Raw genomic sequence first — 23,877 nt, 5'->3', positions numbered from 1 at the left:
TCTTTCTTAAAATATTTGCTATTTACTGTTGTAGTATACTAAGCAAATCACTTAAGTTGAATAGCAACAAGTTTGCAAAAATAGCCTAAATAAACAACTGGAGGAACAATCTATATGAGGTCCATATTTTGGAAGTAGGAGTAAAAAGAAGAAAAACCATATTCCAGTCATACGGAATATGGCCATTATCTTAACGTATATTAATCGATTATAGACGAGTTACGTTAGCTGCTTGTGGTCCACGGTTTCCTTCAACAATTTCAAATTCAACGTCTTGGCCTTCTTCTAAAGTCTTAAAGCCTTCACCTTGAATTGCACTAAAGTGTACGAATACATCGTCTCCACCTTCGCGCTCGATAAATCCAAAACCTTTTTCTGCGTTAAACCATTTTACTTTTCCTACCATGATATATGGCCTCCTTAAAAAAAACAAACTTTGTTAAAAGTAAAAACTGAAGATGTTCCCGTACAACTCTAAATGCAAATTAAAGAGGCCGATATGAAAATCTCAATTTATGACTTTTTAACACTAATGTAAGTATATTACTTTTTTCACCAAAAAGCAAATGGAACTTAGCGGTTCGTTATTGTCTCAGGATATAAATCATGATTCATCAAACGAAAATTGGCCATTTCTTCAAACTTCGTACCTGGTCGCCCGTAATTACAGTATGGATCGATAGAAATTCCCCCACGTGGTGTAAATTTCCCCCATACTTCAATATATCGTGGTTCCATCAATTTTATAAGATCGTTCATTATTGTATTAACACTATCTTCATGAAAATCACCATGATTACGGAAACTAAATAAATACAGTTTCAGCGACTTACTTTCGACCATTTTTGTATCTGGTATATAACTAATATAAATCGTTGCAAAATCTGGTTGTCCTGTTTTAGGGCAGAGCGTTGTAAATTCTGGACAATTAAATTTTACGAAATAATCTCGTCCTGGATGTTGATTATCAAACGTCTCTAACACTTCAGGATTATATTGATAATCGTACTTCGTATTTTGATTGCCTAGCAGTGTTACATCTTGTAGGTCTTCATCTTTTCTACCAACCACTGTATTTCCACCTTTCTTAATATAAAAATGAGTAACGGAGCCTGTCGTTTTCACGCCTTGGCTTATAAAACCTCGAGTTTGGCCAATATAGCTGGATTTTCACTAATAAAATTGACAAACGGATAATATCTCCAATTCGGCTAATACATTACCTTTATCCGATCATATATGGCTAGAAAAAAAGAAAAACGCATCCTAAAGGAAGGATGACGTTTGATAATATTCCCTTAGTTTTTTATAGAGGGTTTGAGCTAGAACCTCTCCTGCGATACCACAGCTTTGTATTCTTTTATACCGAATTAATTATAGGTAGTTCACCAGCTGTTGTCAACGACTATTCAATGGATCATTGACCCATTGAATAGTCGTTTCGTTTTATACATCTGTATTTTTTGATGGCTTGATCTCGCTTTGAAAATCATCATCACTTCTACGAGAGATAATTTGATTTGGGTTAAGTCCATTTCCTAACGAACCATACATCATTCCTTCACGTGGATCGACCAATTCTTTTTGATCGTAATAAATTCGTGGTGTTTTAAATAAAGCAACCATCGCTTTCAAAAACGGCATTTCATGATAACGCTCTGGCCAATTCTTTTTAATATGTGCTTTTACTAGCGGATAATATTTCGGATTGACCGACGGAAACAGATGATGTTCCGTATGGTACGAAAAGTTAAAGTGAATTGCATCCACCCATTTTGGAACCGTCACTGACAAACTATTCGCTAACGGATCATTAACAGGTACGAGTGGGTTTAGCCTGTGGTTCGTTGAAATATAAGCCATTACAATAAAATTCGCTATTAACAACGGTAGTAAAAACACAAACAACCACTTTACAAACCCAATTGCGAATAAAAGACCTATCCATGAAACCCAAGGTAAAACTAACTGAACCCATACTTTTGGTCGATTTCTTGGATCAAAGTCTTTTATATAAACAGTAAACATTCGAAAAGAATGGACTGTAAATGTTAGCGCTAATGAAAACAAACTAAAGGTTGCTCGAATAGCTAGGGGAATTCGATACAACAAGCGAACGAGTGGTTTTTTTTCTAATTCACTAGCACTGATCCAAGCGTCAGGGTCTTTATGCTCATCTTGAGTATGAACGTGATGGTTCATATTATGCCATTTCCGCCAAAGACTTGGTCCAGTACATAATGGCCAAAACGTAATCGCACCTAAAAGATCGCGAAGCCACGGTTTCCGAACGACAGTTCCATGAAGAATTTCATGGCCCAAAAATCCAAGACTGGCGTAACTTGCCCCTAAAACAATCGTAATCAATAAGTTTAACCACAGGCTGAGTTCCAATAAGCTAACTGCCAATATCCCTCCTATGGCAATGATAAGAAACGCTAGTCCACCTAATAGACGAGAGGGTACAGGCTTAAACGCCTCTTTTGGGAGATGGGGTTTAATTCGAGCTGCATACCAAGATAGTGATTCATATTCCTTCATTTCATACTCCTTCCAACTTTGACACTATTTTTATATTCACACTGCTTATTCTTTCTAAAATAACTTCCTTTTTATACTAAAATTTTACTTCAAACGACAATTTTCTTTGAAGCCTTTCTATCATAACATAACCAAAATAGAGCTCTAAGGATTTCGTCATTTCTGTTTCATTCACTTCAGATTTCAGCCCTTGAAATTGGACATTCCCTATATAGTACATACAATCTCTATAGTGCGATCAACAGCAAAAAAGCAGACATGCTCGAAGTGTCTTTGCCCTTTTGCTGACAATCGTTTCAATTGTCTTTAGCAACTTTATAAAGAGCTTTACACTTGATCCATCAAAAGTCCGCTTCTGTTAAAATGAGGCTATACATCTATCGTATCATCAGATCCTCTCACATTGTCAAACATTCTTTCTAGAAGAGTATCTGGTTTCTCTTCCAGAATGAGTAAATCAACATTAGCTTGAGGCATGAAACCAGCATTTGATGCTTTTTTTAACAACTCACTGACAGGTTCGTAATAATGTAATACATTTAGTGCACCAATTGGTTTTTTATGAATGCCAATTTGTGCCCAACACATTACTTCTAACAATTCTTCAAAGGTTCCCAAACCACCTGGTAAGGCAATATAGCCATCCGCAAACTCTGACATAAGCGCTTTTCGTTCATGCATCGTTTCCGTTTCGTGAAATTCTGTTAATAAAGGATGGATAATTTCTTTTGAAAATAAATTTCTCGGCATAATCCCTGTCACTTTACCGCCACTCTGTAAAACACTGTCGGCTATTCGTCCCATTAATCCAATTTTCGAACCACCATACACCAATTCGATATTTCGCTCTGCTAACAGACGACCTAATTGAATGGCACCTTGCTCAAATTCGGGTTTAGCTCCAACATTCGATCCAGCAAACACACATATTTTTTTCATCGTGTCTCTCCTATTTCCAATTTCTTCTAGTATAACCTCTTACTTATACGAACTACAAAAAAAGATAACAATATAATAACGAAAATTATGATACCCTGTTAAAGAAGATGAAAATAAAGGAGTTTTTTTAATGTCTACAACAAATCATGACCAAGACAATCAACAAATTGAAAAAAAGAAAATTAACCTTCAAGAAGCCATCAAACAACAGTTGGCAAAAAAGAAGCAAAATCAAGGACAAGGAAACTTAAATTCACAAACCGCTAACCAACCAAAAAAAATGAAGAGTCAGCAAACGAAAAAAATTAATAACCAACGGAAGCGAATGGGAACCTAATGAACGGACAAAACCGAAGTGATATTTCTCCAGGCATTAAAGTTAACATCGTCCTAAAGCAAGATCAACGAACAGGCAAGTTAACAGGTGGCATTGTAAAAGATATATTAACAAAATCAAGCTTTCACCCCCACGGCATTAAAGTTCGTCTCGAAGACGGATCTGTAGGCCGAGTGAAAGAAATCATTATTTAACATGTTTAGATCAATGCATCTAATGAAAACTAGTCCGCTGATATTTTCCTAATAAAAAAGTGTCAGGCCTACTTTAGTATACTAAAATGGGCCTGACACTTTTTTCTACAGCTTAAAAGAACTTTTCAATGAAACAATTAAGTTAAACACGAGTTGCTCTCGAGTTGTATCTTTCGGATCGACATTAAAGTATCCGTGGCGGAAAAATTGAAATTTCTCATTTTCCTTTGCTTCACTCATATTCGGCTCGACAAATCCTTTTAATACTTCTAATGAATTCGGATTTACATGATCTAAGAAAGACCCGCCTTCTTCTTTTTCTTCGTCTAAAATTAACGGATTATAAAGACGGAATTCAGCCGACTTCGCTTTCGTTGCCTCGACCCAGTGAAGGGTACCTTTTACTTTTCTCCCTGTAAAACCAGTTCCACTTTTCGTTTCTGGATCATACGTACAACGAAGCTCAACGACATTTCCAGCATCATCTTTAACCACTTCCTCACACTTAATAAAGTAAGCATGTTTTAAACGAACTTCGTTTCCAGGGAATAATCGGAAGTACTTTTTCGGTGGATTTTCCATAAAATCTTCTTGTTCAATGTAAATCTCACGAGAGAACGGTATTTGTCGGGTACCCATCTCTGGATTTTCAGGATTAATTTCCGCATCAAGCATTTCCACTTGGCCTTCGGGATAGTTCGTAATAACAACTTTTAATGGTTTTATGACCGCCATCGTCCGTGGCGCTTTCAACTTCAAATCTTCACGAACGAAATGATCAAGCATTTGGACATCTACTGTGCTATAGCTTCTTGCTACACCGATTTCGCGACAAAAATTCCGAATTGATTCTGGCGTAAACCCTCTTCTCCTTAATCCAGAAATGGTCGGCATACGTGGATCATCCCAGCCGTCGACAACATTTTCATCGACTAGCTGTTTCAAATTCCGTTTACTCATAATCGTGTTCGTTAAATTTAAACGAGCAAACTCAATTTGCTTAGGCGTTGCTTCCATTTCACACTTCTCAACAACCCAGTTATATAATGGGCGGTGATCTTCAAATTCCAATGTACAAATTGAATGGGTCACACCTTCAATTGCATCACCAAGCGGGTGCGCAAAGTCATACATCGGATAGATGCACCACTGATCTCCAGTATTATGATGTGTTGTATGAGAAATTCGGTAAAGAACAGGATCTCTCATGTTCAAGTTAGGAGATGACATATCAATTTTCGCTCGTAATACTTTTTCCCCGTTTCCGAACTCCCCATTTTTCATGCGCTCAAATAACTCAAGATTTTCATCGACCGTTCGATCGCGATGCGGACTTTCTTTTCCTGGCTCAGTTAATGTTCCTCTGTATGTTCGAATTTCTTCTGCTGATAAATCATCGACATACGCTAAGCCTTTTTTTATCAATAGCACCGCACGTTCATACATTTCATCGAAATAATTAGATGCATAGAAAAGTCCATCCCAGTCATAACCAAGCCAAGTTACATCCTCTTTAATAGAGTCAACAAACTCTTGATCCTCTTTTAGCGGATTCGTGTCATCAAATCGTAAATTCGTTTTCCCTTTATATTCGTCAGCAAGTTCAAAGTTTAGCACGATTGATTTAGCATGCCCAATATGTAAATACCCATTTGGTTCTGGAGGAAACCGTGTAACAACTCCATCATATTCTCCAGTCTTTAAATCTTCAGTTACAATATGTTTAATAAAATTTGAAGAAATATTTGTGCTCTCCATCCACCTCAACCTCTCTATTTCACAGTTCATTTTATAAGTAGTTATATCATAAAAAACTAAAGATATCTATGAATGACCAGCTATTCGAATAAAAATCATCCCCACTACTATCTTACTCACCATCGTCACATTGTAAACGTGATTTCTCTTCTACATCTAAAGTCTGAATTATGCCATTAAAAATACACGTCAAAGTATTTCACAGTACTTTACTAAGAGTTCTTTTTTACAAAGTTGTTATTACCGACGGTTTAACTGTATTCGAACATAGATTGTCACACTTGTTTAATCAAAAGCAAAAAATAAGCTTTAGGAAGCAGTGATTTGTTTCCTAAAGCTTACTTTTCATCAAGGTTAACAGGTTGAAGTCATCACACCATTTGCAATTGGCAATTGCACTTCAACATCCGTTCCTTTTCCTTCTTCACTATGGATTAACATTTCGCCATCATGATCCTCAATAATTCGACGACAAATCATCAAACCTAGCCCCGTTCCTTTTTCTTTCGTCGAATAAAAACTCTTTCCTATATAATCTAGTTGCTCTTGAGGTATTCCAATCCCTTGATCAATGATATGGACCGCAATTCTACCGTTATTGCTTTTCACCTGAACCTTAATCACTCCACCTTCAGGCATGGCTTCAATGGCATTTTTCGTTAAATTAATAAATACTTGTTTTAATTTATTTTCTTCACAACCAACTTCTACATCTTGAAGATCTTGTTCAAAATCGACCACGATTTCGATGTTATAGAGAATAGCTTGTGTATTTACTAATGTAACTACTAAGTCAATAATTGGAAGTAGTTTTTTCTCTTCAAACTTAACGACCTTCGGCTTCGAGAGCATTAACATTTCATTAACAATCTCATTAATTCGATCAACTTCTGAAGACATAATTTCAGTATATCTTTTTGTATTTACACATTCCGATTCAACAATTTGTATAAACCCCTTAAGACTCGTTAAAGGGTTCCTGACTTCGTGGGCAATTCCAGCTGCTAATTCCCCTAATACCGATAATTGTTCATAGTGCTGTAGTCTTCTTTCATCCTCACCATTTCTTCCTTTGGTTCGAACAGATAAACAGTGCCTCAATTCTCCCTTATATAGGATTGAGCTTAAATTAATGTCTACATTTATGACTTGTCCATCTAACCTTATGACAGTACCATCGAACCGACTGATCCTTTGGTTATCACTGTCGCCCAAAATTGGTTGAAAACGATCCCTTTCTTGAGGGAGAAACGAAAAGATGGACTGACTGACAAGCTCTTCTTTACGTGTAGCTCCCATGAGTTCTAGCCCTAACGCGTTAACATCCTTAATTGTATTATTTTCAATAAAAAGGATGGGTATCGGTGCCTGATCAATGAATGGTATATACTCAACTGTTTGTTTACGTTGATGATTATTCCCTGTTACATTCCTGTATTTATTTTTTAAAATAAAATAAGAACTACTCATAATAAAAGTTGTGATAAGGCTTACAAAAATAATTTCTATTACTGTAATTTTGTTTATTAAAAATGATATCAATGCTAATAAACCTACACACCAGACGATTATTATCCAGCTCGTATACTTGCGATTTAAACCATTCTCATTTCTACTGGCCATCTGTTTCCTCCTTAAGAGTTTGAAAAATGTTCGGTATATTCTCCTTCAACGGATACAAAGACCTACTCCCTCATCACTATTTATTACTAAAACAACTAACAAACAGAAAAAACCCAACCTCTATCATTAGAAGTTAGGTCATGCGGGGCTTTTATCCTATGATATCTCCCCATCATTTACCTTTATTATTTTAAAATAAATGCCATCAACGATTTGTCTTCAATTAAATTCCAATCAATAAAGATATCCTGAACACGTCTATGGAATATTTCCTCAAACTTCCCATCTCGATGAAAATACTTTTTTTCAAGCTCATCTTTTGTCAAAATTAACTCGGACGTAAAACCTTTGTGTACTAGAGCTTTTTCAATTGGTACTAGGATACCCACTCGTTCAACTAAAAGGATATTTTTCGTATGAACAACTGTATTGATCTGCTCAGGTACTTTTTGAACTAAACTACTAATACGTGAAACCTCTTGTTCAAAAGTATGAATTTTAAACCCTAAATCTTCGTCACTTTCTAGAACTTCATTTTCAAGTTCTAGTATCACCATTCCGGAATTATTGGGAAAATTCCAATCATGATACGCCTCATGGACATCGGTCTGTAATGTAACTTGAACAACACCTTTTAGTTCAATAATGATGTCCCCAATAATAACATCTCTAGCACTATGAACATAATTTTGTTGACCCTTTTGCACCAACACTTCTTCCATTGGTGAAATAAACCCTCTTATGTATAACACTAGGTGCTTTCCGTTCAGTGTAGCCTGACAAGACTCTGGTCCACGTCCAAAATTCTTCCTTAACAATTTGCTAGTATAACTACTGATATGTTTTAGTTGCTCTTGAATTTCCATAGGAGCTCCTTTATTACAAGGGAACAATAAATAGTCCATGCCTATAGAGCACTGACCATATTAATCGTACCATAGATTTCCTTTCTTTGACAATATTAACAACTATTACATCGAGTAATATTTTGTTCCCTTATATTTTTCAATGCTTTCATTAGTATTTCTACTTTTTAGGGAGAATATTAAAATTTATTCTCATCTAAATATGAAAACCATATAGTTTATATTTTGACGAAAATCCCAAAGCACATAGTGTGCCTCGACTTTTCGGTTCAGTTCAGCCTCTAAATAATGGGTATTCTCAAAAAAGCGGCCTTTTAAATTATACGCATACTCATACAAAACTTCGTTTAATCCCTTTTTATATAAAACTTTCCCAATTTCACACATGGCTTCTTGGCATCTAGCAACATACATGTTTGCATTTATTTTTTGAATGTGTACTTCACTTGGCTCTTTATGAACTTTCGAGCTCACGTACATCACTTTTTCTTTTAGTAGGACTTCTTGGTCGTCACTCTTTATTTCATCTATACCCTTATTACTAACAAACATAACAAGTGCTTGGTTTAAATTGTAATCCCAATCGTAATAAAAAGATTCTAATTCCATATTTAATAAGTTGAAAACTTCCGTCTTATATTCTTGAAAAATAGTTTCCATAATCGCGGCACGAAATTGAATGGCTAAACTCAGTTGATTTTTGTTTTTAAGAACTTCTTCCGCTGGGGTAATAAAATTTCGAATTTGGACGTAGATTGTATGATGTTTAACAATAGATACACATGTTTCGGGGCCTTTTCCGAAGTTAGTTTTCATCTTTTTGCTTAAAAAGCTACTAAGATACATTAACTCCTCTTGACCTACTTTTGACATGATCATTCTAGAATGTTCCTCCCTATCTATCGACAAAAATAAAAAAGGCCTAACCTCAAATTGCTGAAGTTAGGCCATGAAAAGACATCTATTTGAGATAGTTTCTTCCATTTACCAAATATACAATATTCACTTTAATTAATAGAACTTATTAGAACTTTAAAAATTAATAGTATGGGAATTAATGACCGCTAGACACTAATCAATAATATCCTATCAAAATTATTGGTTAGTGTCTAGCTATTTCTATTAACCTACCATCGTATCAAGCTATTATTCACCCAATAACCATTCTTTACACTAAAATGGTTGAATGTATAAAAACATGAACAAAATTTTCCCGAATTTACAGTCTTCCTACAGAAAATTAACAAAAACGCTAAATTTATTGGGCGCCATGACATGTTGTTCAGTACAAAAGTTAGTAGTCTTACAACCTAAATAGAAAAAATGCTGTATATGTGCCTGTTTTTTCACACTGCTAATTCCCCAAGTTTTATTAAAAAACCTTTCCTTTTCTTTTGAATTAACAATACTTTTGAAGTGTTTTCTCACATTTACATTATCAAAACCTTTTTTACATAATCCTTTAAAGTTCGTTTGGTAGATTTTTTGTAGAGCCACTTCCATGTTCAGCAGCTACTAAAAAATTTTAGGAGGCTTTTTCATGAATTCAAGTAACATGAACAGACGTGACTTTTTGAAAGTTGGAGGCATGAGCACACTTGCATTAACTTTAGGAACAACTGGCGTTTTTTCTCTTGGTGGACAAGCGAATGTTTTAGCGAGTGGAGGAAATTCTAACAATCCAACGAGTGGATTTGGTGGTTACGGTCCATTAGTAAAGGATCCAGATGGTTTTCTTGATTTACCTCAAGGTTTTCAGTACAAGATCATTTCAACAAGTGGACAACCAATGGTAAATCCAAGTGGTGACGTTGTACCAGGTCTACCTGATGGAATGGCAGCTTACCAAGGGCCGAAAAACACAACAATTCTTGTCCGTAACCACGAATGCGGTACGAACCACCAATGGGCTGTAAACGGTAAAAACCCATGGAGTAAAGGGGCTGCTGGTGGAACAACAGCTCTTGTTGTTGCACCTAATCATGAAGTTGTTGACGAATATGTAACGAACTCTGGAAATATCCGGAACTGTGCAGGTGGTCCATCGACTTGGGGGACCTGGTTAACGTGTGAAGAAACACGTGAAATGGGTCATGGCTTTGTATTTGAAGTCAATCCACATGATCCAGAAAATGAAATGTCAAAAACACCAATTCGTGACATGGGTTACTTCTCTCATGAAGCTTGTAGTGTCGACCCTGCTACTGGGATCTGGTATTTAACAGAAGATAACTCGCCTTCTTTCCTATATCGTTTTACGCCTAATAACCGTAGTCAAAAGTTAGGCTCTCTTCAAGAAGGTGGAGTTCTCGAAGCAGCTGCCCTTGATGAGCTACCAAATAATTCAGCAAGTCACTTTACACCAGGTCAAAAAGTCGGTGTTGTTTGGAAAAAGGTAAACCCTGAACGAGCAAAAGAAGATGCAAGAGATTTAGGGTGTATACAATTTACACGCTTAGAAGGCTCTTGGTTTGGTGGTGGAGCATTCTGGTTTGACGATACAAATGCACGTACTGGTAATGGACCAAATAGATTTGGTCGTGTATACCGCTACTTCCCAGCTACAAATACATTAGAACTTTTCTTTGAGTCTCAAGATACAAATGATTTACGAGCTCCAGATAATATTACAATTACTCCTTGGGGAGATCTTTGGATCGCTGAAGATGGTAACCCTAATGGAGACCGGATTATCGGTTTAACTCCAGAGGGAAATGTGTATGAATTTGCTCAAAATGTATTTAACAAATCTGAATTTGCTGGGGTATGCTTCGCACCTGACGGAAAAACCATGTTCGTCAACATGCAAAGCCCTGGTTTTACCATTGCTGTTTGGGGACCATTTGCTCGCAGAAACTCAGCTCGCCAAGTAGCCATGAGCCATGCTGCTCCTCCAGCTAGTTTTGCACCGCAAATTTCAGACAAAGTAGTAGCTTATGCTGAAAGAGAAGGAATTTCACCATTAGCTGCAGCCGTTCTAGATCGTCATGGAGTAACGATTTAATTGTAGTTCAATTTTTAGTATTTATTTTGACCATTTATAAGGAGGCTTCTTATGTTATCAAACATTGGTATTCCAGGTCTAATTCTCGTTTTAGTTATTGCATTAATTATCTTTGGCCCTTCTAAACTTCCAGAGATTGGACGAGCTTTTGGATCTACGTTAAAAGAGTTTAAAAAGGCAACGAATGAATTAGTCAATGGAGAAACGGAAAAAACTCCAGAAGAAAAAACGACACTTCAAGCGGTCGAGCAATCGAATAGTAAAACAGGAAGTTAATCTTGCATCGGGCTCAAGAGTGTCTAGCGCTAAGTCCCATATCCTCCAGTTGAACGTTATCTTGATTAGCGCTAGGCACTTTCTCTGAGTCTCATCCGCTTCTAATGAAAGGAGATTAGGATGGAAAAAGAAAGTATGCAACTCATCGACCATTTAGCAGAGTTACGTAAACGAATTATTATTACTTTAGTTACTTTTTTCATCACTTTGGTTGGAGCCTTTATTTTTGTCAAAGACATTTATCAATTTTTAGTAAAAGATCTGGATGGGAAATTAGCGTTATTGGGTCCTGGTGACATCCTTTGGGTGTATATGATGATCGCCTCTATTATTGCCATCGCCTTGTCGATACCAGTTGCGGCCTTTCAATTATGGAGATTTATCAAACCTGCACTAAAAAAGGAAGAGCAGAAAGCAACCTTATGGTTCATTCCTGGAATGTTTGTCTTATTTGTATCGGGGATTTCGTTCGGTTATTTTATTTTATTTCCACTCGTCCTTTCCTTTTTAATCAATATCGCAGGAAACCAATTTGAAACATTTTTTACAGCAGAAAAATACTTTCAATTTATGCTCAATTTGACATTACCTTTTGGCTTCTTATTTGAAATGCCCGCTGTCGTCATGTTCCTAACCAAACTAGGAATCGTTAATCCACAAAAGCTTGTGAAAGGAAGAAAATTTGCCTACTTCCTACTCATTGTCGTCTCTGTATTAATTACACCACCTGACTTTTTGTCAGATGTGTTAGTTATTATTCCTTTACTCCTTTTATATGAGTTTAGCATTACTTTAAGCAAGCTCGTTTTCAGAAAAAATAAAAATGTAGCGACAGAAGCACCTACCGCTTCTACTTAAGAAGGAGGGAATTCAAATGGTATCCGTTTGTCCTCGACACATAAAAAACGGCTTAGATGTTCTCGATATTCCTCATGTAACGAAGATCTCAAACGAAGAAGAGCGTTCGAAAACGTGTAAATGTGCTTTTTGCCATTTGGACGCCGATTACAAATTACACAATGATTTACCCTATTTAATGAAAAAGAATAAACTAGCTTCACTGAAAGAGATGGACTCTTAAACCACAGCATTTTACATAACCTAAAACAACTTAACCCATACAAAAAGGAGCCAAACCTCAATAAAAGTTTGGCTCTATTCTTATACCGCTTTAGAGATCTCTTTTCCTTGTTGAAGCTGATACATTTGAAAATACTTCCCTTGTTGCTGGAGTAATTCATCATGTGTTCCACACTCAACAATTTCACCTCGATCTAACACGAGAATTTGGTCTGCATTTCGAATTGTTGATAGCCTATGTGCAATAATGAAGGTTGTTCTTCCCTTTTTCACGACATTTAAAGCGTCTTGGATCATCGCTTCGGTTTCGGTGTCAATATTCGCTGTTGCCTCGTCTAAAATTAAAATTGCAGGATCATACGCTAACGCGCGAGCAAAAGAAATGAGTTGCCGTTCTCCTGCAGATAAAGTGCTTCCTTTTTCTAAGACAGGCTCATCATATTGTTCTGGTAAACTTTCAATAAAGCGAGAGGCTCCTACATCTTGTAAAGCTTTTTTGACTTGATCTTCTGTTATATTCGGATCTTCTAAACTAACATTTGAAGCAATTGTTCCTGAAAATAAGAATGGATCTTGAAGGACAATCCCCATATGCTTTCGAAGGTGTTGACGTGGAATATCTTTTGTCTCCACCCCATCAATTGTAATCTTTCCCCGGTTAATATCGTAATACCTGAAGAGAAGATTAATAATCGAACTTTTCCCTGAGCCCGTATGACCAACTAATGCGACCGTCTCACCTTTTTCTGTTGAGAACGAAATATTTTTCAACACATCATTCTCCCCATCATAGGAAAATGACACATTTTCGAAGCGAACATTCCCTTCATAGCGAGGAATTTCTCCTTCATTGACGACTTCTCCTTCTTCATCAAGAAGCTGAAACACTCGTTCGGAAGCAACTCGAGCTTGCTCTAATTGAGCTAGTTGATTGACGATGTCTGTAACAGGTTGAAATAAACGATTTAAATAATCGACAAAGGCATACAACAATCCAATTGAAATCACCCCTGCTGCTCCAATCGATTGCCCACCGAAATACCAAATGAGGATCACAAAGGCAATGTTACGCAAAACAAACACTAAGTTATGCGATGTCATCGCATTTAGGCTCAAAAGCTTGTTTTGATACGTAAAATGCTCTTCATTCAATTTCTCAAATTCTTTAGCGGTTTGGCTTTTACGTCGAAATGCTCGGATAATGGACATCCCTTGAATCGACTCGTTAATCATACCGTTAATATCACTCACTCTTGACCGAATGAGATGATTATATTTCGATGCCACTTTACGATAGAAGATCATCCAAATCAAAATAATCGGTACAAGAAACATTGTAATCATTGCTAATTTCGTATCGAGTAAGAACAAAGCGATAAAGATCCCTGTCATATAAATAGCACTCGTAAAGAATGTCGCCAATACTTTCACATATAACTCACGAATGGCTTCTGTGTCATTTGTTACACGTGAAACAATTTTTCCAGCAGGCCGACTATCAAAGTAAGTAATAGGTAGCCGTTGAATTTGTTCGAACACATCGGTTCTCATTTTTTGAATAATTCGATTCGCTGCGGTTTGCAGCATTATTGCCTTTCCATATTGAAAAAAGGCTGCGACAACGAGTAATACAAGGTAAAAAACTAAAAGTAAAATCATCGGGCGAATTTCAGGTTGATAAAAAGCAAACAACTGTTGTTGACTGAGTTTTTCAACCTCAAAGCTAACAGTCTCTGCCCCTTGGGTAATCGTTAGTAGATTTCCATCAACTGCACGACTTCCGTCAAATGGAAGGTGTTCAGGTACGACGTAGAATGAGCGCCCTACTTGAACAATTTGAATTTCATTCCCAATTTGCTCTTCTTGTGTTGCATTTATGCTACGCGTATACAGCCCGCTATTGTACCAAACAGTTTGCTCATTTTCCTCAGACACTTCCACCCAAGGGCTTTCAATTCCAAGCATATGATCATCGATCATTTTTTTAGCGATAAATGGTCCCGTTAGCTCCGCTGCGACTGCAATTGTCAACATCGCTAGTGCAATAAAGATTGTTTTTTTATAAAGCATTGCATATTGAAAAAGGCGCTTCCCTGTTGTTTTTTGTTTCATCTAACTCACCTCACCGTAGGAATCAGCTTGCTGGCGAACATATTGTTCTTTATACCAGCCATCCATATCAAGAAGCTGATCATGCGTGCCTTCCTCAACAATTTCACCTTCACCCATCACAATGATCCAGTCCGCATGTTGAACAGCTGAAAGACGGTGGGCTGTTATAAACGTCGTTTTTCCTGTGCGCTCATGACGAATGTTTTCAATGATCTTTGCTTCTGTCTTTCCATCAACTGCTGACATTGCATCATCGAGGATGAGAATTTCAGGATTTTTAATTAAAGCTCTTGCAATCGAAATACGTTGCTTTTGGCCACCTGAAAGTGCGACGCCCTTCTCTCCAACTAACGTATCAAGTCCTTTTGGAAGCACTGTTAAATCATTTTGAAAAGCGGATAATTCCAATGCTTGTTGAATTTCCAATTCACTCACTTCTTCTTTTCCAAATTTCAAGTTTTCACGGATCGTACGAGAAAAGAGAATTTGCTCTTGTGGAACGTAGCCGACCCAAGAATGAACGGTATCAACGGGTATCTTTTGTAAAGGTACATCTCCCACATGGATGTCTCCAGTCCCAAGTGGATACTCTCGTAAAAGCTGCTTTAACAACGACGTTTTGCCACTTCCTGTTTTACCAACAACACCAATGGTCTCTCCTCTATTTACACATAAAGAAATATTATTTAAGTTATTCTTTTGGGCAGACGGATAACGAAACGTGTAATCGTTAAACATGATCGTGCCTGGCACCTCAACATCAATTGGTTCAACATCATCTTGAACGTCTGCTTGATAAGAAAGAGTTTCGTTCACTCGGTCTAGTGACGCATTTCCTCGTTGCAAGACATTAATGAGTTCGCCTACTGCAAACATTGGCCAAATTAACATCCCTAAATATACATTAAAGGAAATCAGTTCCCCAAGGGTGATCATCTGATTGAATACGAGATATGCCCCATATCCAAGTCCAATCACATAACTCATTCCGACAAGGATTTTAACTGTCGGCTCAAATAAAGCATCGATTTTTGCGACAGCAATGTTTTTGTTATACACATCTTCAGTCATATCATTAAACCGCTTTTCGTCTGCTTTTTCTTGAACATAGGCACGGATCACTCTCACACCCGAAACAGACTCAAGTACGTTATCATTTAAATGACCAAATGAATCTTGCGCGACAGAAAAGCGTTGATGAATAAGCTTTCCATAGAAGTTTATTGCAATCGCCATAAATGGTAATGGAATTAACGCTGCAAGTGTGAGCTGCCAACTAATCGTAAAGCCCATTACACCAATGATAATGATCATAAAGATCGTTGAGTCAATCAAAGTTAAGATCCCAAATCCAGCAGTCATTGAAATGGCTTTTAAATCATTCGTTGCACGGGCCATTAAGTCGCCTGTACGGTTTTTTTCATAAAAAGTCGGCGTCATTTTTAAAAGGTGTTTCATAAAGCGAAACCTCATAATTCTTTCAATTAAATAAGCCCCGCCAAACAATTGGTACATCCAAAAATAAGTGATGATATAACTGACAACGATGAGACCCCCATAAAAGAGAATTAACTCCCATAAACGCTCACTAGTCATTTGCCCAAAGTGAATATCATCTATTGCCATTCCGATTAATTTTGGAGGAATAACATCTAAAAAACTAACAATAATTAATAATGTTATGGCAACGGTATATCGCTTCCAATATTGCTTAAAAAACCAGCCTAATTTCCAAAGAACTGAAAACACAAATATATTCCTCCTCTAAATCCGTAAAAGCGCAAAAAAGGCACCATGCTTGAGCGCACGGTGCCTATAAAAGACATAAAAATAACGTACGTCACGAAATTGTGACCTACGCAGGAATCAATACATACGAGTACATTTAGCAATAATAATAACTTATACTTCGTACTGGCGGGTCACATCATATTCAAATAAAGTTGTTTTTGTAAATACAATTAATTGCTTCATATCGTAACCCTCCGTTTCCTGTATATTTGCATTTATAAGTGTATAATTTTCCAATAATTGTGTCAATCGATTTTTTAAAACTTAATATTTTTAGGCAAAATAATTATTATTTTCTTAGTAAAAACTAAAGTTCATTCAAAAGCATAGGAGGATCATCGTGAATCAACCGAAAACAACTATTACTGGTACAAATATTGAAGAAGTTAAACAATTAAATGCACAATCAGGCCTCACGTATAACGAAGCGAAAGCACTGTTAGCCAAACAAAAAGGTTTTCTACAGAACAATAAACCAAGAAATGAAGGCTGATTTTCGCAAGCATTGAAAAAGCACAGTTATCAACAAGAACTGTGCTTAATAATGCTCAAAAATTTTACTTATTGCTAGGCTTTTATAAAATTTTATTAAGAAAACGCTTCGTTCTTTCATGCTTAGGATTAGCAAAGATTTCACTCGGATGGCCTTCTTCGATTATATGACCATCCGCAAGCATAACGACACGATCTGCAACTTCTTTAGCAAATCCCCTTTCATGCGTAACAACGACCATCGTCATTCCGTCTTTAGCTAAGTCCTTCATCACTTGTAACACTTCACCAACAAGCTCTGGGTCTAATGCTGATGTTGGTTCATCAAATAAAATAACTTCAGGTTCCATCGCTAACGCTCTAGCAATGGCCACACGCTGTTTTTGTCCACCTGACAGTTGATCTGGATAAACGTTTGCTTTATCAGCTAAACCGACTTTTTCAAGCAGTTGCTTCGCTTTCTTTACTACTGCATCCTTGCCTTCTTTTTTTACAAACAAAGGAGCCATCGTTAGGTTCTCAAGAACAGACTTATGCGGGAATAGATTAAAGTGCTGAAACACCATGCCTACACGTTGCCTCACTGTATTAATGTCCGTCTTTTTTGGGTCAATTCTCTCATCATTGAGGTAAATTTCCCCTCCATTTGAAGTTTCAAGGAAATTCAAGCAGCGTAACAATGTACTTTTACCAGAACCACTCGCTCCAATAAGTACGACAACTTCACCTTTTTCTATCATTAAATCAATACTTTTTAATACTTGTAGATCACCAAATGATTTAACGAGATTCGTTACTTTAATCATGCTGCTTTCACCTCTTTTGAAACGTCTAATTTATTCTCAATTCGATTTAAGATCTTCGTGAAAATTAACACAAGAATTAAATAATACATTCCGACTACAAAATATGTTTCAAAAGGCATGAAGTTTTCCCCTTGAACTTGTAAGGCTGTATTGAATAAATCAGTAACCGCTATATAAGCGACTAATGAAGAGTCTTTCAAGCCAATAATAAACTGATTCCCTAGTGGAGGGATCGCTCGTTTCAGTGCTTGAGGAAAAACAACTTTCCTCATTGCTAAAGGATACGACATCCCAAGGGATCTTGCCGCTTCCATCTGACCTTTGTCAATCGATTGAATCGCTCCTCGAAAAATCTCAGCTATATAAGCACCTGAGTGTAGTCCAAGCGCCAATGCTCCAGCCGTAAAATTATCAAGTAGAATAATGTTTGAAATTCCGTAATATAAAAACATAATTTGGACAATTAAAGGCGTTCCTCGAATAACACCAATATAGGCATCCGCAATTATATTTAATATTTTACTAGATGATATTTTAAATAAAGCAAAAATAATTCCAATGACGGTTGCAATGACTAAGGACACCGCTGTAATACCGATCGTAATCCAAGCCGCATTTAAAAACGATACACCGTGTCTAAGGAAAATATCTAAAATACTTTCAAAAAAGCCCATATCATTTCCTCCCTCCTATTAAGAAAAAAAGGCACGTGAATCACGCACCCTTATTTCATAATGTTCTCATCAAACCATTTCATACTGATTTCTTCGTACGTTCCGTCTTCTATCATAGAAGCAATTGCTTCATTTATTTGATTGATTAATTCTTCATTACCCTTATTTACAGCAACCGCGATTAAATCTTCATTTAATAAGTCACCAACAGGCTTAATATCTAACCCACGCTCATTCATCGCTGATAAACCAACAATTTTATCAGTAATGACTGCATCAATTCGGCCAACCGCTAAATCTTGAAGTGCATTAACATCACTTGGATATCCTTTAATTTTGTCAGAGATCTCTTCAGCCATATCTCTCCACGTACTCGATTGGATAACACCGATCGTTTTACCAACTAAATCATCAGTAGATTGAATTTCCTCTTCCCCTACATTAACAAACACTTGAGCCCCAGAAATATAGTATGGGTTCGTAAAGTCTACTTGTTCCATTCTTTCCTCTGTTGCCGTCATACTTCCGATAATAGCATCATAATGGTTCGCTCGAAGTCCTTGAATAATTGTCTCCCAAGGGTTGGTTACAGGATTAGGTTCAAGACCAATACGTATAGAAATCTCTTTTCCAATTTCCACATCAAATCCTGTTAATTCTCCATCTTTAGTGAAGTTTAACGGTGGATATAAACCACTCATTGCAAATGATAGCTGCCCATCATTGACTAGTTTCACTTCTGCAGTTGTATGTTCTCCACTAATTTCTGTTTCTGCTGGTTCCGTACTTGAACCGCATGCACTCATTGCCATCATAGCAATCGCAGCAACTACTGCAAATAATCCTTTTTTCATCATATAGCCCCCTAATAATTTCTAAAGTAAGTTGAAGGCAGATTTGGACATAAAAAAAACACCATGATAATTATACGGTGCCAAGAATTTACCCGCATCTAGTAACCTTCTAAGATAGCTCTTCACAACCACTAATAGTTGTGACAGTTCTGCTTCTATTTGAAAGCAGCCCCAATTTTTATGTACAGGCTTACATAAAAATTTCGGCAGTTTATCCTTTCATTTGTTCTCATCGATTACCTTATCTCAAACAAAATTACTCTTATAAACCGCGACCTCTACCCCATCCGTTATGATTGATGAGGATTTATATTTAGTTTTACGAAATAATTATTAAGTAAATAAAGACATTATTCAAGAAAAGTTTTATGGAAAGATTTCCTTGGAAATAACAGCAGAAAAACAACTTGACTTCCAACCTTGTTTTATTATATCAATAAATAGATATTATATTAGATTAATATTTATTCAGTATATGATAATGAAGGAGTGCCTTTATGTTATCTTGTCGTGATGAAGTTTTATTTTTAACAAATCAGCTTGTAAATATAGAAAGTATCGTAAATTCAGATGGAGAAAAAGAAATTAGTCAAGCCATTTACACCTTAGTTTCCTCTTTTCCGTATTTTATTAAAAACCCAACATTTGTGACCAAGCAAAAAACAATAGATGATGAACAAGAAAGGTATAATGTAATTGCTTTTGTTAAAGGAACGAAAAAGAAAAGTGATAAAACGGTCATTTTAATGGGACATATGGACACAGTCGGAATAGACGACTTTAATCAACTCAAGGATAAGGCTTGTTACCCAGAAGAGTTGATGAAAGCACTCAAAACAGAAGATCTCCCTCCTATGGTAGAGAACCATTTAAACTCAGGAGATTACTTATTTGGTAGAGGCGTACTTGATATGAAAAGTGGTGTAGCGAGTCATCTATATCTTCTAAAATATTACTCTGAACATCCTGAGGAGTTAGAGGGAAATCTCCTTCTTGTCGTAGAATGTGATGAAGAAGATGGCTCTCACGGGATTTTATCAGCCTTAAAAGAATTAAAAAGCTTAAAAGATGAACATCATTTTGATTATGTTGCTGCTATCAATTCAGATTTTGTTTCGCCTCGTTATGAAGGAGATGTGAATCGGTATATTTATAAAGGTACAGTTGGGAAATTACTCCCTTCCTTTTTTATCACTGGTGCCGAAACACATGTAGGTTCATGCTTTGAAGGAATTGACCCGAATTTTATTGCAGCAGAGTTAACGAAACAAATTAGTTATAATCCAGAATTATGTAATGAAGCTTTCGGTGAAACGACAGTACCTCCTGTTTCATTAAAACAAATGGATTTAAAACCAACATACACCGTACAAACGGCTCTTTCTGCTTATGTTTACTATAATTTCTTTATCCATTCGTGGTCACCAAAAGATGTATTATCGCTATTAAAAGAACAAGCTGAAATCGCCTTTGACAATGCTCTAAAAGAATTTAAGAGCAAATACCAACAATTCAGTCAAGCAAGTAATCAACCTTACTTTGAATTCCCATGGAAACCTAGAGTATTTACGTACGAGGAAATGAATCAACTCTTAATCGAAGAATACGGTTATGAGTATGTAAACCATATGAGTGAATTTAAAGAAAAATTATTACTAGATACAGAATTAGATACGAGAATGTTTGCAGCAAGAGTAGTTGAAGAAGCATGGAAATGGATGAGTGACCGAAGTCCTGCGATAATCCTCTTTTACTCTTCTTTATATTCTCCTAGAATTGAAGTGACAGGGAAGAATGAAAAAGAAGAAAACTTAATTCATTCACTCGAACAAGCCATTACTGACATCCAACCCGATTATGACTATCCTATAGCAACAAGAAACTTTTTCCCGTATATTTCAGATATGAGTTTTGTTGCTTTAAGTGATGATGAAGATGGGATTAATGCTGTTTCTAACAACAATCCGAGCTGGGGCACAAAACATTATGTAAACTACCAAGACATTCGCGATATTAATGTCCCTGTCATTAATATTGGTCCTTATGGCTTTGATGCCCATAAACAATACGAACGAATGGAGTTAAAATATTCACTTGAAATCGTTCCTAATTTAACAAACAACGTTATTCAGAACTTGTTAGTATCTAACTAAAGGAGTAAATAACTTATTTTAAGCCAAAAGACGAGTAGCCTTTTTTCCAGACTAGTCGTCTTTTCAGTTTTTCTATATGGATATCAAAACAAACCAAAGAGGCTAACATTTAAGTTAGCCTCTTTATACTTATTAGCCAACCCCTCGAACTGCTTCTATCCCAAGGGATCTGCTAATAGCCTTAACCTATTTGTTCATCTCGGCTAAGAAATCGCCAAGGAGGTCATCAATACTCTCTTCTTCCTTCTCTTGTTCTTCTTCAACGGATGAGGCCATCTCTTGTTTTGCTTCATTCCAATTAAAGTTATCCAAGTCATCGTCAAGTTCATGATCATTGAACGTTTCTACAGCTTCTATGTCTTCCAACTGATTATCTTGACGATCTTCGAAGGGATTATCTAATGGAGTAGTTCCATTCTCGACTTCTTGTAAATAAAGGGCTTCATCTATATCTAATGCATTACTATTTAATGCTGCCAAAATGGATGTTGCTCGCATGGGATCTACAAGTAATTGATAAACAATACTTCCTAACATCGCTTCTGAATGCGAATGCTTCAACCAATTGCGTTGTTCTTTACTTAATGGTTTTGGAAGCGGAATCGTTAAGGTTTCTCTTTCTTTCGCCAACGAGTTGCTTACTCCTTCTAAAGCAAATTGAGCTATTTTGCTAGAGAAGTTTCTTCTTTCCGTTTCCTTTAACTTTTGTAATTGTTTTATAATATGTTCGGGTGTATCAGAAGGAAGGCGAAACGTAATTGCCTGTCCTCGCTGTATTTCCGCTGTCCCCTTTTTATTCATGGAATCACCCTATTTATTTTGTACTGTTTTTTTCTCTGGTACTTTCGTTTCCTTATTACTCTTTCTTACAAAATCAGAAATGAGTTTATAATACGCATTTGCCATCATCCAAATACTTTCTTTTTCGTCTTCAAAAAACTCAATATTGTAACCATCTAAATTATTGTTTAATGTTTTAATATATTCTTTTAATACCATTGCACCGCCACCAACGAAATAGCAAATTTCAGTTTGGGAATTTTTTTGCCAAACATTACGTAAATGTCTATACTGTTTTTTGGCTAGCTCTAAAAGGATACGATCGGTAATATCATGAACGCTTGTCCGACTCCCTTTTACCATAATATGGTTTCTGTCATTCTTTCTCGTAATGATTTCAACAACATCACGACGGCTATCTAATTCAACTCCATGTTTGGAACGAATTTCCTCACGAATGGATTCTAATGCTTCTGATACTCCAATATTAAACCCTTGAGCCTTATCATCGTCGACATTACGATTTTTGATAACAGCCACATCAGTCGATAACCCACCAATATCTTGTATTAAAATTCTTTTATCAATTAAATCTCTATTAATAATATTTAAGTCCTTATCCATCACTAAGTTAATATAAGCAGCAAAACCTTCAGGGTACACTTTCACTTCATCAAATTTAATATTGACTTTTATCCCTTGATATTTTGGGGTAACGAGAAACTCAACTTGGTGAACAGAACCTAATAGTTGTGAACGGTAACCCACATCTTTTCCTTCTTTCACTTCACGAAGCGGCAACCCTGTTCCAAGTGTATAATTTGCATCAATTACCGCTTTGGAGTCTCTCGAAGTATTAGACGTTCCACTTTTAACTGCATCCAATGCTAAAGAAGTAAACAGCATCACTAATGTTTGATCTTCTTCAGATTTGCTACTTCCTGGGTCAAGTTCGTTTGGATTGTCACTTTTCGTTGCCAAGTTTCCTACACGATAAATAACATTGTTTTCTTTTAAAGCAGGGGAGTGAACTCTTATATGAATTCCATCTAGAGGGTCCTTTTCATTTAAATCTTCTATTCCGATAACAGGTCGATCTTCTGTATCTCTAGCAATAACATTAGGTATGTACAGTTCTGAGTCGTATTTTCCAAAGATTGCCTTCACACAATCATTACCTACATCAATCGCCGCAATTCGTGAAACACTCATCCAATCATCCTTTCAAATTTACATTATTAAACTACCAATTTATCTGGTAATTAAAGGATAATAGATTCCGAGCAACAAGTCAATAATCCATAAGTTGTATTCATTTTGCAAACGTGTATACATTAATGTAAACAAAACATCTAAAAATGTATACAACTTGTAATGACAGTATGTGTACTGGTTTGAATACATGTACAAATTTTTGTAAACATAAAGTATACATTGTGTGTACTTGTATACCAAATTGTAAACGTCTGTATTCTGCTACCATTTTACCCTGTACTATTACTCGTTCTCCCTCCCCTACTCTGTTTTTCATACTATAAACTTCATTTATTTTATAGGAGTGCTATTGCCAACTAATACGGAATTAAGTAGCTGGATT

General features: G+C 36.3%; 23 protein-coding genes and 2 riboswitches. Of the genes, 8 read left to right on the top strand and 15 right to left on the bottom strand.

Features of this window, described 5'->3' with window-relative positions:
• Positions 1-208: 208 nt before the first annotated feature.
• The 4 genes from BK574_RS18830 to BK574_RS18815 all read right to left on the bottom strand — a co-directional run bounded on the left by BK574_RS18830 (position 209) and on the right by BK574_RS18815 (position 3,480).
• Complete coding sequence (locus BK574_RS18830) at positions 209-409, bottom strand: cold shock domain-containing protein (protein ID WP_169917377.1); 201 nt, start codon at positions 407-409, stop codon at positions 209-211.
• Positions 410-573: 164 nt separating this feature from the next.
• The gene (queF, locus tag BK574_RS18825; RefSeq protein ID WP_075385200.1) at positions 574-1,071 is read right to left on the bottom strand and encodes a preQ(1) synthase; all 498 of its coding nucleotides are present in this window, start codon (positions 1,069-1,071) and stop codon (positions 574-576) included.
• Positions 1,072-1,292: 221 nt separating this feature from the next.
• Positions 1,293-1,338, bottom strand: a riboswitch (PreQ1 riboswitch).
• Positions 1,339-1,446: 108 nt separating this feature from the next.
• A complete protein-coding gene (gene desB / locus BK574_RS18820; protein WP_078429637.1) occupies positions 1,447-2,541 on the bottom strand; it encodes a Delta(10) desaturase DesB in 1,095 nt (364 codons plus the stop codon).
• 369 nt (positions 2,542-2,910) lie between these two features.
• Positions 2,911-3,480 carry an LOG family protein gene (locus BK574_RS18815; protein ID WP_078429636.1) on the bottom strand — a complete coding sequence of 190 codons (570 nt, stop codon included), beginning with the start codon at positions 3,478-3,480 and terminating at the stop codon, positions 2,911-2,913.
• Between the two features lie 130 nt (positions 3,481-3,610).
• Between BK574_RS18815 and BK574_RS18810 the strand changes: the two genes are divergently transcribed.
• The gene (locus BK574_RS18810) at positions 3,611-3,817 is read left to right on the top strand and encodes a hypothetical protein (protein ID WP_075385197.1); all 207 of its coding nucleotides are present in this window, start codon (positions 3,611-3,613) and stop codon (positions 3,815-3,817) included.
• Positions 3,817-4,011, top strand: a complete 195-nt coding sequence (locus tag BK574_RS18805) for a YwbE family protein (RefSeq protein ID WP_075385196.1) — start codon at positions 3,817-3,819, stop codon at positions 4,009-4,011. Before BK574_RS18810 ends, BK574_RS18805 begins: the two co-directional genes overlap by 1 nt.
• Positions 4,012-4,116: 105 nt before the next feature.
• On the opposite strand, the gene BK574_RS18800 is transcribed toward BK574_RS18805, so the two are convergent.
• From BK574_RS18800 to BK574_RS18785, 4 genes are all read right to left on the bottom strand, one after another.
• Positions 4,117-5,769: a glutamine--tRNA ligase/YqeY domain fusion protein gene (locus BK574_RS18800; protein WP_075385195.1), complete on the bottom strand. Its 1,653-nt coding sequence runs from the start codon at positions 5,767-5,769 to the stop codon at positions 4,117-4,119.
• Between the two features lie 354 nt (positions 5,770-6,123).
• Positions 6,124-7,392 carry an ATP-binding protein gene (locus tag BK574_RS18795; RefSeq protein WP_078429635.1) on the bottom strand — a complete coding sequence of 423 codons (1,269 nt, stop codon included), beginning with the start codon at positions 7,390-7,392 and terminating at the stop codon, positions 6,124-6,126.
• 185 nt (positions 7,393-7,577) lie between these two features.
• The gene (locus tag BK574_RS18790) at positions 7,578-8,258 is read right to left on the bottom strand and encodes a Na-translocating system protein MpsC family protein (protein ID WP_075385193.1); all 681 of its coding nucleotides are present in this window, start codon (positions 8,256-8,258) and stop codon (positions 7,578-7,580) included.
• Between the two features lie 192 nt (positions 8,259-8,450).
• Complete coding sequence (locus BK574_RS18785) at positions 8,451-9,131, bottom strand: Na-translocating system protein MpsC family protein (protein WP_218970593.1); 681 nt, start codon at positions 9,129-9,131, stop codon at positions 8,451-8,453.
• A 667-nt stretch (positions 9,132-9,798) separates the two neighbouring features.
• Between BK574_RS18785 and BK574_RS18775 the strand changes: the two genes are divergently transcribed.
• The 4 genes from BK574_RS18775 to BK574_RS18760 all read left to right on the top strand — a co-directional run bounded on the left by BK574_RS18775 (position 9,799) and on the right by BK574_RS18760 (position 12,619).
• The gene (locus BK574_RS18775; protein WP_078429632.1) at positions 9,799-11,262 is read left to right on the top strand and encodes an alkaline phosphatase PhoX; all 1,464 of its coding nucleotides are present in this window, start codon (positions 9,799-9,801) and stop codon (positions 11,260-11,262) included.
• 51 nt (positions 11,263-11,313) lie between these two features.
• Positions 11,314-11,538 carry a twin-arginine translocase TatA/TatE family subunit gene (locus BK574_RS18770; protein ID WP_075385190.1) on the top strand — a complete coding sequence of 75 codons (225 nt, stop codon included), beginning with the start codon at positions 11,314-11,316 and terminating at the stop codon, positions 11,536-11,538.
• Positions 11,539-11,658: 120 nt separating this feature from the next.
• Entirely contained in the window at positions 11,659-12,396 is a 738-nt protein-coding gene (gene tatC, locus BK574_RS18765; RefSeq protein ID WP_075385189.1) for a twin-arginine translocase subunit TatC, read from the top strand.
• A 16-nt stretch (positions 12,397-12,412) separates the two neighbouring features.
• The gene (locus tag BK574_RS18760) at positions 12,413-12,619 is read left to right on the top strand and encodes a hypothetical protein (protein ID WP_075385188.1); all 207 of its coding nucleotides are present in this window, start codon (positions 12,413-12,415) and stop codon (positions 12,617-12,619) included.
• An 80-nt stretch (positions 12,620-12,699) separates the two neighbouring features.
• Here BK574_RS18760 and BK574_RS18755 read toward each other — a convergent pair whose 3' ends face one another.
• The gene (locus BK574_RS18755) at positions 12,700-14,730 is read right to left on the bottom strand and encodes an ABC transporter ATP-binding protein (RefSeq protein ID WP_078429631.1); all 2,031 of its coding nucleotides are present in this window, start codon (positions 14,728-14,730) and stop codon (positions 12,700-12,702) included.
• On the bottom strand, positions 14,731-16,479 hold the full coding sequence (locus tag BK574_RS18750) for an ABC transporter ATP-binding protein (RefSeq protein WP_078429630.1): 1,749 nt from the start codon (positions 16,477-16,479) through the stop codon (positions 14,731-14,733).
• Between the two features lie 382 nt (positions 16,480-16,861).
• Between BK574_RS18750 and BK574_RS27640 the strand changes: the two genes are divergently transcribed.
• Entirely contained in the window at positions 16,862-17,014 is a 153-nt protein-coding gene (locus BK574_RS27640) for a hypothetical protein (protein WP_158211693.1), read from the top strand.
• Between the two features lie 82 nt (positions 17,015-17,096).
• Here the strand turns inward: BK574_RS27640 and BK574_RS18745 are convergent, their stop codons facing one another.
• Genes BK574_RS18745 through BK574_RS18735 form a run of 3 tightly spaced genes read right to left on the bottom strand, consistent with a single transcriptional unit; the run spans position 17,097 to position 19,347 of the window.
• Entirely contained in the window at positions 17,097-17,819 is a 723-nt protein-coding gene (locus tag BK574_RS18745) for an amino acid ABC transporter ATP-binding protein (RefSeq protein WP_078429629.1), read from the bottom strand.
• Positions 17,816-18,493: an amino acid ABC transporter permease gene (locus BK574_RS18740; protein ID WP_078429628.1), complete on the bottom strand. Its 678-nt coding sequence runs from the start codon at positions 18,491-18,493 to the stop codon at positions 17,816-17,818. Before BK574_RS18740 ends, BK574_RS18745 begins: the two co-directional genes overlap by 4 nt.
• Before the next feature lie 50 nt (positions 18,494-18,543).
• Positions 18,544-19,347, bottom strand: coding sequence for a transporter substrate-binding domain-containing protein (locus BK574_RS18735; RefSeq protein ID WP_078429627.1), 804 nt, complete (start codon positions 19,345-19,347; stop codon positions 18,544-18,546).
• 107 nt (positions 19,348-19,454) lie between these two features.
• Positions 19,455-19,636, bottom strand: a riboswitch (Lysine riboswitch).
• 208 nt (positions 19,637-19,844) lie between these two features.
• Between BK574_RS18735 and BK574_RS18730 the strand changes: the two genes are divergently transcribed.
• Positions 19,845-21,500, top strand: a complete 1,656-nt coding sequence (locus tag BK574_RS18730) for a M20/M25/M40 family metallo-hydrolase (RefSeq protein WP_078429626.1) — start codon at positions 19,845-19,847, stop codon at positions 21,498-21,500.
• 186 nt (positions 21,501-21,686) lie between these two features.
• Here BK574_RS18730 and BK574_RS18725 read toward each other — a convergent pair whose 3' ends face one another.
• Both BK574_RS18725 and BK574_RS18720 read right to left on the bottom strand, forming a co-directional pair.
• Positions 21,687-22,301 carry a hypothetical protein gene (locus tag BK574_RS18725; protein WP_078429625.1) on the bottom strand — a complete coding sequence of 205 codons (615 nt, stop codon included), beginning with the start codon at positions 22,299-22,301 and terminating at the stop codon, positions 21,687-21,689.
• A 9-nt stretch (positions 22,302-22,310) separates the two neighbouring features.
• Positions 22,311-23,492, bottom strand: coding sequence for an Alp7A family actin-like protein (locus BK574_RS18720; RefSeq protein ID WP_078429624.1), 1,182 nt, complete (start codon positions 23,490-23,492; stop codon positions 22,311-22,313).
• Positions 23,493-23,877: the final 385 nt, after the last annotated feature.

The sequence above is a fragment of the Alkalihalobacterium alkalinitrilicum genome (assembly GCF_002019605.1).
In the GTDB taxonomy this organism is placed as follows: Bacteria; Bacillota; Bacilli; order Bacillales; family Bacillaceae_F; genus Alkalihalobacterium; species Alkalihalobacterium alkalinitrilicum.
The sequence above is the reverse complement of the archived record's forward strand: the minus strand, read 5'-3'. Positions and strand labels throughout refer to the sequence as shown.